Source organism: Janibacter sp. YB324, assembly GCF_014217915.1.
Lineage (GTDB): Bacteria > Actinomycetota > Actinomycetes > Actinomycetales > Dermatophilaceae > Janibacter > Janibacter indicus.
This window is the reverse complement of the sequence record NZ_CP060120.1, coordinates 2885489-2897692: the sequence shown is the minus strand read 5'-3', so window position 1 is coordinate 2897692 and position 12204 is coordinate 2885489. Positions and strand designations below refer to the sequence as shown.

The window sequence follows — 12204 nt, the reverse complement described above, 5'->3', positions numbered from 1 at the left end:
TGTCGTTGGTAGCGTGCCCCCAGCAGCGTCTGCCACGACGACCGGGGAGGAATCGCGATGGACAGCTGGCTCGTCCTCGGTCCCACGGCGCTCGCCGCCGCCGGCCTGCTCGTCCTCGCGGGAGTGCCCAAGGTCGCCGACCCCGGCGATCTGGTGCGAGCCCTGCGCGCGACCGGTCTGCGGATCCATCCCCTGCTCGTCCGTGGCTTCGCGCTCGTCGAGGTCGTCGCTGGCGTCGCGGCCATCGCGCTCCCTTCGCGCCCGTCGCTGGCCGTCGTGGCCCTGCTCCACGCCGGGTTCACCGGCTTCGTCATCCTCGCCCTGCGGCGCGGTGGTGTCGTCGCCTCGTGCGGGTGCCTCGGGCGGGCGGACACCCCGCCGACGCGGGCGCACGCGGCCACCACCGGGCTGCTGGCGCTCGCCGCCGGGGGGCTGGCCGTCGCGGCGCCGGTCGACCCGTGGTGGTCGGCCGGGACGGCCCCGGCGGTCGTCACGGTGCTGCTCGCGGGGTTCATCGGCTTCCTCGCGTGGCAGGTCATCGCCGTCCTGCCGTCCACGACCCCCGCCGCCGTCCGCTCCACAGGAAGGGCCTGACGTGACCGCACTGCTCACGACTCTCGTCGTCGCCGAGCTCGTCGTCCTCGTGCTCCTGTCGTTCCTCGTCCTCGGCCTGCTGCGCAGCCATGCGCTGATCCTCAAGTCCCTGCACGACCTCGGCGCCGGCCTCGAGCTCGACCGTCAGGTCGAGCAGGAGCGGGCGGGCGAAGGGGGCAGCCCCGGTCCGGTCCCCGTCGAGCTCGAGCGGGGAGTCGTCACGCCCGGTCGCACCGGTGACGCGACCGCGCCGCAGATCATCGGCGCCGACCTCGGCGGTGCAGAGCGGTCGGTGGACCTCCTCGGGGGCCGCACCCTGCTCGCCTTCCTCACCACCGGCTGCAGCGTGTGCGCCGGCTTCTGGAGCGAGTTCCGCTCGGCCGTGGACGTGCCCGGTGGCGGTCGCCTGCTCGTCGTGACGAAGGGGGACGATGAGGAGTCCCTGTCGGCGCTGGCCAAGGTCGCCGGTCCAGGGCTGGACGTCGTGCGCAGCGGCCCGGCGTGGGGCGACTACGACATCCCCGGCAGCCCGTACTTCGTCTACGTCGACGCGGGGCGGGTCATCGGTGAGGGCTCGGCGACGACCTGGGCCCAGGTGAGCGACCTCATGGCCCAGGCGCTCGGCGACGACGAGCACCGTGTTGCTGTTGCCGAAGGCTACGTCGACCGTGGCGACCGCGATGACCCGACGTCCGTCGACGCCGAGCTGCTAGCGGCCGGCATCGGCCCCGACCACCCGAGCCTGCGTCCGCCGCCCCGGCCTGGCGTCGACGCGCCGGGGCACGAGCACGGATGAGTACCGCACTCGTCCTCGGCCTCGTGCTGGGAGTGCCCCTCGCCGTCGTCGCGGCCGTGCGCGCCACGTGGTCGCCTTGAGGCGAGTCGATGCTCTCGAGCATCTCTCCGCTCGGTGAGCGGAGCCGCGGATCATCCTTCACCCGCACGGCCCTGGGCTACGTCGTCGGCTCGGTGCTCGCCGCCGTCCTCGTGGGTGCGGTGCTCGGCGGCCTCGGGTCGCTCGTCGGGAACGACGTGCGGGCCTCGACGCCCGTCCTCGCCGTGCTGGCACTCCTGCTCGTCATCGGACTGGTCCTCGACGTCCGGTCCGGCGGCGACGGGGTGCCCTCGTGGCAGCGCCAGGTCGACCGGGAGTGGATCGGTCGCTACCGGGGGTGGGTCACCGGGCTCGGCTTCGGCCTCCAGCTCGGGCTGGGCTTCGTCACGATCATCACGAGCACGACGACCTACGCCGTCTACCTGGCCGAGCTGCTCACCGGTCGGTGGTGGGCGGGCGCGCTCATCGGTCTCGTCTTCGGTCTGGTGCGCGCGTTGCCGCTCGTGCTCGTCTGCCGCGTCGAGACACCCCAGCGGTTGCACGAGGTCTTCGCGAGACTCGACTCCTGGGCCGTTCCGGCCGATATGGTGGCGAGGGCGAGCTTGGGGATCAGCGCCGTCGTCATCATCGTCGGGGCGCTCGGCTAGGTGAGGGGGACTTCTCCATGGCGGTGACGATCGCGGCGCAGGCGCCAGCGGGGTGGCACGTGCGGGTGAGCCGACGTCCGCAGGTGGCCGCCGGAGCGAGGCAGCCGTCGACCGGCAGGCTGCTCGACGGCGCCGGTGACGTCACCCGGCCGATCCTCCACGCAGCCTCGCGGCCACTGCCGCGCGGGCTGGCCGACTTCGGCGGTGAGCTCATCGACGTGCTCGGCCCCGACGACGCCTTCGTCGCCCTCATCGACCACGGGCCCGAGGTCGCCGGTGTCGGGCTCTTCGCACGGCAGGGGCGCCCGACGGTCGCCCCCTCCCAGTTCGCGGCCAACCGACTGGCGCGCTACGTCCCCGGTCGCAGCGCCGGCCAGTGGTTCTTCACCGAGCGCGGCCACGGCTTCTGCCTCTACGCCGTCGCCGGTGCGCACTCCCGACGGATGGCCACGGTGCCCGCCATCGCCCGGGTCGTCGCGTCGATCCGCGTGTCGGCCGGCGGCGGCATCGGAGGTGTCGGGTGACCTCGTCGGACGGCTCGTGGAGCGCTCGTCTCGTCGACGCACTGGCGCGTCGGCTCCCTTCGGTCTCGCGGCGTGACGTGCTCATCGGCTCGGCGGTCGCCGGGTCGGCCCTCGTCACCGCCCCCAGGACCTACGCGTTGCGGCCGGTCTCGGCCTACGCGACCATCTGCGGTCCGGGCAACACCGCCGCCTCGGGGTGGACCGTGTTCTGCGCGACGATCAACAAGGGCGAAAATGCCTGCCCGCCGGGCAGCTTCGCCGCGGGGTGGTGGAAGGCCGCGGGCTCATCGTGGTGCGGCGGACGCTACCGCTACATCGTCGACTGCAATGCGACCTGCTCCAAGTGCTCCACCGGGTGCACCGACGGCATCTGCGACAACAAGTGCTGGAGCTGCTCGTGCGGCACCGGCTCCTCGGCCACGTGCGACCAGCGCCGCGTCTGCTGCAATGCCTTCCGCTACGGGCAGTGCAACACGCAGGTGGCATGCAGCGGTGGTGTGCACTGCCGCGTCGTCAGCTGCACCCCGCCCTACCGGTGGGAAAACTGCACGACGACCTCGCTGGTCGACAACCGCACTTCCGAGCACTCGAGCCCGCTGCTGCCGTCGTGGGGCGTGATCGCCTCGCGCTACTACGCGATGGGTGAGCAGACCTCGCACCTCGGCCATTCCATGGGGCCGGTGCGCTCCGTGGGCGACGGCAAGGGCACCTATGTGCGCTTCTCCTCCGGCGGTAGGATCTACACCACGAAGGGCACCTCCACCGCCTATGCCGTCCGCAGCCAGGTCGTCACCAAGCTGGTCGCGCACGGCTCGGTCAAGGGCACGCTCGGTTATCCGGCGGGGCACGAGTTCCTCGCCTCCGCAGGCGGGCTCACCCAGCGCTTCGACAAGGGAGCGGTGTCCGGCGTCTCGCTCAGTCAGCTCAAGGCGGTCTACGGCCCGGCCTGGACGATCTGGGAGCGGCTCGGCCGCAAGAGCGGCGAGCTCGGCTACCCCACGTCGGAGCGCACCACGGTGGCGACCGGGTGGATCCAGCACTTTGAGAAGGGCGCGATCAGCAAGCGCGGCTCCGCGGCGTCGGTGCACGTGTCGGGGGCCTTCGCGGCGGCCTGGCGCGCTGCCGACGCCGAACGCGGGGTGCTGGGCCTCCCCACCAAGGTCGCGTGGTCGCTCTCCCGCGGCAGCTACCAGCGGTTCGAAGGGGGCGAGCTGTGGCGCATCGGCGCCCAGACCCCGCGCCGGGTCACCGGCACGATCCTCACCGCGTGGAAGGCTGCTGGTGGTCACGTCGGCAGGTACGGGTACCCGATCGGCGACACCACCCAGCGCTCCGACGGGCAGTGGCAGTGCGCCTTCGAGGGCGGGACGATCGTCGCCTGATCCATGGGTTAGCATGGCCGCTGCGCCTCGCGCGCCGGTGTAGCTCAATGGTAGAGCGCCAGCTTCCCAAGCTGGACACGCGGGTTCGATTCCCGTCACCGGCTCAGCAGTCCCTCGGCCCCGTCACCGCTCGGTGACGGGGCCGAGGCTTTGTGTGGGCGAAGGGGGCGCGGCTGGGTTGAGGTGATCGCGACCGGATAGTCGGTCGGATTTACCTCTACTCGCGAAGGGGAGGGGCTGGGTTGAGGTAATCCCGACCGGGTAGTCGGACGTTTTACCTCGACCGGCGAAGGGGAGGGGCTGGGCATGACGAAGGGCCGCACCCGGGTGGGTGCGGCCCTTCGTGCGCCTCGCTCAGGCGGCGGGGACGGGGTTGGTCGACGTGTAGGGAACGTCGCCCGCGAGCTCGTTGCTGGCCTTCACCGTGACGGAGATGGTGAAGGCGCTCGGGCTGCTCAGGCCGATGTCCTGGCCGAGGGGCGCTTTGTAGCTGCCGCCCGGGGCGATGCTGACCTGACCGACGCCACCGTTGGTGTTCGGGGGGAGCGTCAGGACGACGGTGTCGCTGCCGTAGCCGCTGGTCGTCGCGCCGGCGACGAGGTCCTTGATGTCCTTGTCGAAGATCGTGATGCCGGTGATCGTCTGGCCGTTGTCCACGACGAAGGTGATGGTCAGGCCCTCGATCGACTCGGACCCGGTGTTGTTGAAGGTCGTCGGCGACAGGTTCAGGTTGGTCGCACTTTGGCGCACGCCGGTGCCGGGCACCGAGGTCGACAGGTCGTGCGGCGGGGTCGGGTCGGGCGACGCCGCGAGCGAGGGGGCTGCGGCGGCGATGGTGACGACAGGGGCGGACCAGGCCGCTCCCTTGACGATGGTGCGACGGCTGGGCGTCTGCGGGGTCATGCGGGGGTTCCCTCCCATAGGTGGTCGGCCCGGGGAGGGCGAAGCACTCCGTTGCGCTCCCGTTATCGGCCGTGATCGGTCAGGATATTACCGTTACTTGGCAGTAGCTGGGGGGAGTTTGGCGAGAAGTTTCACGTTGTCCTGCTTTTCGTCAGTCGGGGAGGCCCTGGGTCGATGTACCCGGGTGCGCTGGAGGTCACCTAGGTACATCGACCGGCGATGAGGAAATGGGCGTGAACCCCCCTTCGCCCTGCGGGCAAGTACAGGTGTGAGCACACTGGGGACGGACACAGGGAGGCCGCCGATGGGTCAGGTCAAGGCGCTGCGCCGGACACCGAGCATCGGCGGGGTGCCGATCGACGAGGTCTTCGACCGGCACCATGCCGACGTCTACCGCTACCTCGCCCGGCGCGTGCCGGCCGACGTCGCGGAGGACCTCGCGAGCGAGACCTTCGTCCAGGCGGTGACCCGAGGGCACACGTTCGACCCGGAGCGGGGAGTGCTGCGCGGCTGGATCTTCGGCATCGCGAGCAACCTGCTCTCCCGCCATCACCGCGAAGAGGTCCGCGCCTACCGGGCCTGGGCCCGCACCGGCGTCGACCCGCTGACGACCGCCGGCGACGAGACCGACCGGGCCATCGACCGCGTCGACTCGCAGTCGACCCGCCCGGCGCTCGTCACCGCCCTCGCGGACCTGTCCGACGGCGACCGGGACGTGCTGCTGCTCGTCGCCCATGCGGGCCTCACCTATGCCGAGGTCGCCCAGGCCCTCGACCTGCCGGTCGGGACCGTGCGCTCCCGGCTCAACCGCGCCCGCCGCATCGTGCGGGCCGCGCTCGACGACACCAAGGAGACCCACGATGACCACTGACGAGATCGGCCTGCTCGACGGGCCGGAGATGGACGCGCTGCGCGAGCTGCGGGCCGACGTGCCCGGGCCGACTCAGGCGCAGCGACAGGCCGCGTGGGAGCGCGTGCAGGGGGCCCGCTCCCAGGCCGAGCCCCGGAGGAAGAAGGGCGGCCGCGCCTGGCTGCTGGCCGGCGCGGCCGCCGTGGCCGCCGCTGTCGTCGTCGGGGGTGTCGTGGTCGCCACGGGTGGCCCCGAGTCGGCGCCGCCGGCCACCAGCTCGGACCAGAGCTCCTCGGCCGCCCCGACCAACCCCAACCCCACTCCCTTCGCCACGGGCAGCGTGTGGGAGCCCGTGGGCGCGACCGAGCGCAAGGTCATCGAGGGGTACCGCAAGGGCATCGCCCTCACGCCCGAGGGCGGCGTGCGCATCGAGATCCCCGAGACGATGAACTGGGAGGCGATGACCAAGGCGACCAATGCCGAGGGCATCCCGGTCCGCTTCTGGGCCGTGGCCGGGACGACGAATGCCTGGGAGATCGGCGCGACCATGACCATCGACCCCGAGGACGGCGTCGACATGGCGGCGCAGCCCGGGGACCCGTACCCGTCGGACGGCATCACCTTCGAGCGGACAGGTGGCGAGGGCTCCCCGGTCACGGCCGTCGTCTTCGACCACGTCCCGACCGAGCCGGTCGACATCAACTTCACCCAGTGAAGCCGGCGGCGCTCTAGGGTCGGAGCATGCTGCTCTCCGACAGGGACATCCGGGCCGAGATCGACGGCGGGCGGGTCGTGCTCGACCCGTGGGACCCGACGATGGTCCAGCCGAGCAGCGTCGACGTGCGGCTGGACAAGTTCTTTCGGCTCTTCGACAACCACAAGTACCCGGTCATCGACCCGGCCCAGGACCAGCCCGAGCTCACACGGCTCATCGAGGTCGAGCCCGACGAGGGCTTCGTCCTCCACCCGGGTGAGTTCGTCCTCGGCTCCACCCTCGAGACGGTCACCCTGCCCGACGACCTCGCCGCCCGCGTCGAGGGCAAGTCCTCGCTCGGTCGCCTCGGTCTGCTGACCCACGCGACAGCCGGCTTCGTCGACCCGGGCTTCTCGGGGCACGTGACACTCGAGCTGAGCAATGTCGCCACCCTGCCGATCCGTCTCTGGCCGGGCATGAAGGTCGGACAGCTGTGCTTCTTCCGCCTCTCCTCACCGGCCGAGCACCCCTACGGCTCGGCGGCCTACGGGTCGCACTACCAGGGCCAGCGGGGGCCGACGGCGAGCCGCTCCTTCGCGGGCTTCCACCGGTCGCAGGTGTAGGCCGTCCCTTCGAGACGTTCGGCCGCGGGCGGCCTCCCTCCTCAGGGACCGTGATGGTGTGCCGCGGGCGGCCTCGCACCTCGACCAGCGAGACGGTGTGACCCGTGGGTAACATCGGGCACATGAGCGCCGACACCCGCCCCACCGTGCCCTACGAGCAGGTTCGCGAGGACCACGAGTCCCGACGGGTGTCGGCCTACCGCGACGACGCGCTCGGCACCCTCGACGCGACGGGCGTCGCCGAGGAGATCCGGGCCGGCCGGATCAGCGCGACCGAGGCCGTCGAAGCGGCCATCGCCCGCGTCGCCGCCGTCGACGCCGAGCTCGGCGCGACGACCGTCCTCGACACCGACCGCGCCCGCGAGCGGGCCGCCGCGATCGCTCCCGACGCCAAGGGGGCCGGGGCGCGGGCCCCCTTCGCCGGGGTGCCGACGGCCTTCAAGGACAACGTCCACGTGGCCGGGCTGCCCGTGCGCATGGGGTCCGACGCGCTGCCGGACCGGCCCGCGACCGAGGATGGGGCCTTCGTCCGGCAGTACCTGTCCACGGGCGTGGTGCCGGTGGCGACGACGACCTGTCCTCCCTTCGGCTGGACGGCGACGACCGAGCGGCCGGGCGGCCGGATCACCCGCAACCCCTGGGCCACCGGCTACTCCTCGGGCGGCTCCTCCGGCGGGTCCGCGGCACTCGTCGCCTCCGGGGCTCTGCCGATCGCCCACGGCAACGACGGCGGCGGGTCGATCCGCATCCCCGCCGCGGCCTGCGGGCTCGTCGGTCTCAAGGTGAGCCGCGGCCGGCTGCAGGGTGACCCGAGCACCGACCAGACGCCGATCCCGATCGTCGTCAACGGCGTGCTCACCCGCACCGTGCGCGACACCGCGGCCTTCGTCGCCGCGGCCGAGCAGCACCAGCCGGCGCGCAAGCTGCCGCCCGTCGGCCTCGTCGAGGGCCCGTCCTCCCGCCGCCGGAGGGTAGGCGTGATGATCGACTCGCCGCTCGTCCCGCCGACCGCCTCCCAGACCCGTGAGGCCGTCGAGGGGGCGGCCCGGCTGCTCGAGGGGCTCGGCCACGACGTCGACGACGTCGAGGTGCCGGTGCCGGCCTTCTTCAAGACCGACTTCGAGGACTACTGGGGGCTGCTCGCCCTCGCTTCCGCCAAGCAGGGCCGCCGGGTCTACGGCGAAGGCTTCGACGCCGCGCAGCTCGACCCCTTCACCCTCGGCCTGGCCAAGCGCGCCACCAAGCGGCTGTACCGCGCCCCGCTCTACCTCGCCCGCCTCGCCGCGGTCGGTCCGGTGGCGCAGCGCAACTTCCCGGCGGTCGACGTCATCCTCACGCCGACGCTCGCGCACACCACCCCGCGCATCGGCTACCTGTCCGGTGACCTCGACTTCGAGACCCACTTCGCGCGCCTGCCGGACTACGTCGGCTTCACCCCGCTGCACAATGCGAGCGGGCAGCCGTCGATCTCGCTCCCGCTCGGTCGCACCGACGACGGTCGCCCGATCGGCGTCATGCTCTCCGCGCGAAGGGGGCAGGAGCGGCTGCTCCTCGAGCTCGCCTTCGAGCTGGAGGCGGCGGCCCCCCTTCGAGGCTCGGGCCCGGGGGCCCTCGCACCTCAGGACGGCGCCTTCGCCCGGCTCGGCTGATCAGGGCAGCGCGACCGTCGCGGTCAGCGCGCGGTGGTCGCTGCCGCGCTCGCGGGTGACCTCGAGCGCGGTGCACGCGGCCCCGCGGGTCGTCACGTGGTCGATCGGCACCGGCCCGTAGGCGGCTCCGCGCGTCCGCCCCCACGTGCCGGGGAACCCGGACCCGAGCTGAGCGGTGCAGTCCCGCAAGCCTGTTCGCTTCACCCACCGCCGGTAGGCGACCGCGCTGGGCGGTGCGTTGAGGTCGCCGAGGACGATGACCGGACCGTCACTCCCTTCGGCCGCCAGACGAAGGGAGTCCAGCCCCTCGCCCCAGCGGTCGGCCGCGAGGAAGGCGGGGTTCTGCAGGCGCGTGCCGACGACGGTGACTTCCGTGCCACCCCGGCGCAGCCGCAGTGCACTTCCGGGCTGCCGACCGGCGAGCGGGGTGGACGAGGCGACCGTCCACGGGCTGCGCACCCAGACGTCGACGTCGGTCCCGATGTAGTCGTCGTGGTCGCTGGCGGCGAGCCGCCACTGCGGGCCGAGGGCGCGACCCAGGCCATCGGTGCGTCCGGGGTCCCACTCCTGCAGGGCGAGCACGTCGGCGCCGTCGGCGAGGTCGACGAGCTCCGCGTCGGTTGGGCCCGCCCACGCCGTGTTGAGCGTCGCGACCGTGATCGTCGGCCCGTCCTCGGCCGCGGGCCGCGGGTCGGCGACGACGTGGTCGAGCAGCGGTGCCTGGCTGAGCAGCAGGGCGGCGACGAGGGCGAGCCGCCACCAGCGCAGGTGGCGCCACGACACGAGCGCGGCCACCAGGGCGACCCCGACGACGACGGGCAGGGCGGCGGCGATGACGACCCCGATGCTCGTGCGGCCACCGCGCAGGTACATGGCGGCGACGGCGAGCACGCACAGGACGAGGACGCCGAAGCCGGCCCACGCCAGCAGCGTCCTCCAGCGTCTCCCCGCCCGGTGCTCCGTCATCGCGAGCCCAGTGTGCCAGCCGGTCGCGGCCCGTCGAGCGGGGGCGGGAACCGATCCGCGACGTGCGGGGAAGAACAGGTGTGAGCGCGACGGAGAGCACCATGGCGACATGGGCGACGAAGGGAGCAGTGATGACCGGGCATGAGGCCGCGCAGGGGGCGACCTCGCGCCCGGTCACGCTGCTCGACGTCTTCGACCAGCACTACCGGGACGTCCACGGGTACCTCGCGCGACGGGTGGACGCCCACACGGCCGAGGACCTCGCGAGCGAGACCTTCGTCCGCGCGCTGGAGCACAGCGACCGCTTCGACCCGACGAAGGGAGGTCATCGCGCCTGGCTCTTCGGCATCGCGACCAACCTCCTCGCCAAGCACCGGCGCGGCGAGGTTCGCGGCTACCGGGCCCACGCGCGACTCGGTGCGGACCCGCTCGTCGAGGGGTACACCGGCCTCGGCGACATCGACGCCCGGGTCGATGCGCAGGCCCGCGGGCGGGCCCTCGCCGGCGCGCTGGCCGACCTGCGCGACGACGAGCGTGACGTGCTGCTGCTCGTCGCCCACGCCCAGATGAGCTACGCGGAGGTGGCGGAGGCGCTCAACCTGCCCATCGGCACCGTGCGCTCACGGCTGCACCGGGCACGCGCCCGGGTCCGCGCGGCGCTCACCGACCACGACGGCACCGACCACGACACCGAGGGGGGTCACCCATGAGCAGGGATGTGCTCGAGCACGACGAGATCAACCACGACGACCACGACCTCGTGGCGGTGCAGGGCCACCGCGCCGACCTGACCGGCGTCGACGACACGCAGGTGGCCGCGGCCCGCGAGCGGCTCGCCGCGCTGGACGGTGCCGACCGACCGCTGGGGTCCGCGACCGGATCCGGCCGCGGCAGGACGGGGCGACCCCTGCGGCTGATCGCCGGACTGGCGGCGGCCGGGGTCGCGGCCTCCCTCGTCGGGGTCGCCCTGTGGGCCGCGTCCGACGGCGGGCCCAGCGGGCCCGCGACGGTGCCGGCCGCGCCTGCCTCGACGTCCACGTCGACGACAACCCGGTCGACGTCCAAGGCCACGCCGGTGGTCCCCGCGCCCGAGGGGCTCTTCGCCGAGGGGCAGCCGCTGCACTGCATGGCCCTGCACGACGAGCCGCTCGGCGAGGTCGCCCGCAAGCTCGCGACGACCGACCTCAAGGTCGTCTACACGCTCCCGGAGACCGACTCCGCGTCCGGCAAGCGGGAGCGGTGGACCCAGGCGCGGGCCGCGGCCGACACGACGATGAAGGTCTCGGAGGTCATGGAGCGGGACTCCTCCACCATCGAGGTCTACTTCTGGTCCAAGGACAACCCGGACTTCCAGCCGCAGCTGCTGAAGGACGACTTCGACCGACGCTGTCCCGCCCCGCGCTGACCTCCGAGCCGGTCCGGGCCGCTCGATCGGGTCAGGAGGGCAGCGCCTCGCCCGTGCTCGCGGAGAAGAGGTGCAGCCGGTCCTGCTGGATCCGCAGGTGGACCAGGCTGCCCTTCTCCGGGACGCTGCGCGGCGGGACCTTGGCGACGAGGTGCGGCGCGTGGAGCTCGCCGCCCACGAGGTTGCCGTAGAGGAAGGCCTCGGAGCCCAGCTCCTCGGCGACGAGCACCTCGATGGCCAGCGCGCCCTCGGTGCCCTGGCTCACCACCTCGACGGCCTCGGGGCGGAAGCCGAGCACGACCTCGTCCTCGGTGAGGGCCGCGATGGTCGCGCGGGACAGCGGGACCCTGGCGCCTCCCACGACCGCCGCGCCGTCGGTGACGCGGAAGGTCCCGAGGTTCATCGCCGGGGACCCGATGAAGCCGGCGACGAAGGCATTGGTCGGACGGTCGTAGAGCTCGAGCGGCGAGGCCGCCTGCTGCAGGACGCCGTCCTTGAGCACCGCGACGCGGTCGCCCATCGTCATCGCCTCGACCTGGTCGTGCGTGACGTAGACGGTCGTGACGCCGAGGCGCTGCTGGAGCGCCGCGATCTGCGTGCGGGTCTGGACGCGAAGCTTGGCGTCGAGGTTCGACAGCGGCTCGTCCATGAGGAAGACCTGCGGCTCGCGGACGATCGCCCGGCCCATCGCGACGCGCTGGCGCTGACCGCCGGAGAGGGCGGCCGGCTTGCGGTCGAGCAGGGGCTCGAGGTCGAGCACCTTTGCGGCCTCGGCGACGCGCGAGCGGATCTCGGACTTCGACACGCGAGCGATCTTCAGGGCGAAGCCCATGTTCTCCCCGACGGTGAGGTGCGGGTAGAGCGCATAGCTCTGGAAGACCATGGCGATGTCGCGGTCCTTCGGCGGCAGGTGCGTCACGTCCCGACGACCGACGTGGATCGAGCCGGAGGTCACGTCCTCGAGCCCGGCGAGCATGCGCAGGCTCGTGGACTTGCCGCACCCGGAGGGGCCGACGAGGACGAGGAACTCACCGGGGTCGATGTCGAGGTGGAGAGCGTCGACGGCGGGCGTGGTCGAGCCGGGGTAGACCCGGCTGGCGGAGTCGAAGAGGACGGGGGTGGACATCGGGGC

The 12204-nt window shown here is 72.7% G+C and carries 14 protein-coding genes and 1 tRNA gene; 12 read left to right on the top strand and 3 right to left on the bottom strand.

Annotated elements, in window-relative coordinates; translation table 11 throughout:
* Positions 1–57: 57 nt before the first annotated feature.
* The 6 genes from H7A72_RS14255 (at position 58) to H7A72_RS14230 (ending at position 4086) form a co-directional block, all read left to right on the top strand.
* Positions 58–594, top strand: a complete 537-nt coding sequence (locus H7A72_RS14255) for a MauE/DoxX family redox-associated membrane protein (RefSeq protein ID WP_185220934.1) — start codon at positions 58–60, stop codon at positions 592–594.
* Position 595: 1 nt separating this feature from the next.
* On the top strand, positions 596–1390 hold the full coding sequence (locus H7A72_RS14250) for a hypothetical protein (protein ID WP_185220933.1): 795 nt from the start codon (positions 596–598) through the stop codon (positions 1388–1390).
* 89 nt (positions 1391–1479) lie between these two features.
* Positions 1480–2076, top strand: a complete 597-nt coding sequence (locus tag H7A72_RS14245; RefSeq protein ID WP_185220932.1) for a sulfite exporter TauE/SafE family protein — start codon at positions 1480–1482, stop codon at positions 2074–2076.
* Positions 2077–2093: 17 nt separating this feature from the next.
* On the top strand, positions 2094–2600 hold the full coding sequence (locus H7A72_RS14240) for a hypothetical protein (protein WP_185220931.1): 507 nt from the start codon (positions 2094–2096) through the stop codon (positions 2598–2600).
* Positions 2597–3982 carry an LGFP repeat-containing protein gene (locus H7A72_RS14235; protein ID WP_185220930.1) on the top strand — a complete coding sequence of 462 codons (1386 nt, stop codon included), beginning with the start codon at positions 2597–2599 and terminating at the stop codon, positions 3980–3982. Before H7A72_RS14240 ends, H7A72_RS14235 begins: the two co-directional genes overlap by 4 nt.
* Before the next feature lie 33 nt (positions 3983–4015).
* Positions 4016–4086: transfer RNA gene (locus H7A72_RS14230), tRNA-Gly, on the top strand.
* Between the two features lie 250 nt (positions 4087–4336).
* On the opposite strand, the gene H7A72_RS14225 is transcribed toward H7A72_RS14230, so the two are convergent.
* Positions 4337–4885, bottom strand: a complete 549-nt coding sequence (locus H7A72_RS14225; protein ID WP_185220929.1) for a hypothetical protein — start codon at positions 4883–4885, stop codon at positions 4337–4339.
* A gap of 304 nt (positions 4886–5189) precedes the next feature.
* Between H7A72_RS14225 and H7A72_RS14220 the strand changes: the two genes are divergently transcribed.
* The 4 genes from H7A72_RS14220 (at position 5190) to H7A72_RS14205 (ending at position 8701) form a co-directional block, all read left to right on the top strand.
* Complete coding sequence (locus H7A72_RS14220) at positions 5190–5756, top strand: RNA polymerase sigma factor (RefSeq protein WP_185220928.1); 567 nt, start codon at positions 5190–5192, stop codon at positions 5754–5756.
* Positions 5746–6450: a hypothetical protein gene (locus tag H7A72_RS14215; RefSeq protein ID WP_185220927.1), complete on the top strand. Its 705-nt coding sequence runs from the start codon at positions 5746–5748 to the stop codon at positions 6448–6450. The genes H7A72_RS14220 and H7A72_RS14215 overlap by 11 nt, the downstream gene beginning before the upstream one ends.
* 26 nt (positions 6451–6476) lie before the next feature.
* Positions 6477–7052: a dCTP deaminase gene (dcd, locus tag H7A72_RS14210; protein ID WP_072625635.1), complete on the top strand. Its 576-nt coding sequence runs from the start codon at positions 6477–6479 to the stop codon at positions 7050–7052.
* A gap of 122 nt (positions 7053–7174) precedes the next feature.
* On the top strand, positions 7175–8701 hold the full coding sequence (locus H7A72_RS14205; protein WP_185220926.1) for an amidase: 1527 nt from the start codon (positions 7175–7177) through the stop codon (positions 8699–8701).
* Here H7A72_RS14205 and H7A72_RS14200 read toward each other — a convergent pair whose 3' ends face one another.
* Entirely contained in the window at positions 8702–9667 is a 966-nt protein-coding gene (locus H7A72_RS14200; protein ID WP_068318980.1) for an endonuclease/exonuclease/phosphatase family protein, read from the bottom strand. It lies immediately after the preceding gene.
* Positions 9668–9798: 131 nt separating this feature from the next.
* Here H7A72_RS14200 and H7A72_RS14195 point away from each other — a divergent pair, with 131 nt between their 5' ends.
* Together H7A72_RS14195 and H7A72_RS14190 are read left to right on the top strand one after the other, a co-directional pair.
* Complete coding sequence (locus H7A72_RS14195) at positions 9799–10377, top strand: RNA polymerase sigma factor (protein WP_185220925.1); 579 nt, start codon at positions 9799–9801, stop codon at positions 10375–10377.
* A complete protein-coding gene (locus H7A72_RS14190) occupies positions 10374–11072 on the top strand; it encodes a hypothetical protein (RefSeq protein ID WP_143445415.1) in 699 nt (232 codons plus the stop codon). Before H7A72_RS14195 ends, H7A72_RS14190 begins: the two co-directional genes overlap by 4 nt.
* A gap of 31 nt (positions 11073–11103) precedes the next feature.
* On the opposite strand, the gene H7A72_RS14185 is transcribed toward H7A72_RS14190, so the two are convergent.
* Complete coding sequence (locus H7A72_RS14185; RefSeq protein ID WP_185220924.1) at positions 11104–12198, bottom strand: ABC transporter ATP-binding protein; 1095 nt, start codon at positions 12196–12198, stop codon at positions 11104–11106.
* Between the last annotated feature and the right edge of the window lie 6 nt (positions 12199–12204).

Coding starts and splice junctions, on each gene's coding strand:
- H7A72_RS14255 (WP_185220934.1), top strand. CDS start 58: ATGGACAGCTGGCTCGTCCTCGGTCCCACGGCGCTCGCCGCCGCCGGC.
- H7A72_RS14245 (WP_185220932.1), top strand. CDS start 1,480: ATGCTCTCGAGCATCTCTCCGCTCGGTGAGCGGAGCCGCGGATCATCC.
- H7A72_RS14240 (WP_185220931.1), top strand. CDS start 2,094: ATGGCGGTGACGATCGCGGCGCAGGCGCCAGCGGGGTGGCACGTGCGG.
- H7A72_RS14225 (WP_185220929.1), bottom strand. CDS start 4,885: ATGACCCCGCAGACGCCCAGCCGTCGCACCATCGTCAAGGGAGCGGCC.
- H7A72_RS14220 (WP_185220928.1), top strand. CDS start 5,190: ATGGGTCAGGTCAAGGCGCTGCGCCGGACACCGAGCATCGGCGGGGTG.
- H7A72_RS14215 (WP_185220927.1), top strand. CDS start 5,746: ATGACCACTGACGAGATCGGCCTGCTCGACGGGCCGGAGATGGACGCG.
- dcd (WP_072625635.1), top strand. CDS start 6,477: ATGCTGCTCTCCGACAGGGACATCCGGGCCGAGATCGACGGCGGGCGG.
- H7A72_RS14205 (WP_185220926.1), top strand. CDS start 7,175: ATGAGCGCCGACACCCGCCCCACCGTGCCCTACGAGCAGGTTCGCGAG.
- H7A72_RS14200 (WP_068318980.1), bottom strand. CDS start 9,667: ATGACGGAGCACCGGGCGGGGAGACGCTGGAGGACGCTGCTGGCGTGG.
- H7A72_RS14195 (WP_185220925.1), top strand. CDS start 9,799: ATGACCGGGCATGAGGCCGCGCAGGGGGCGACCTCGCGCCCGGTCACG.
- H7A72_RS14190 (WP_143445415.1), top strand. CDS start 10,374: ATGAGCAGGGATGTGCTCGAGCACGACGAGATCAACCACGACGACCAC.
- H7A72_RS14185 (WP_185220924.1), bottom strand. CDS start 12,198: ATGTCCACCCCCGTCCTCTTCGACTCCGCCAGCCGGGTCTACCCCGGC.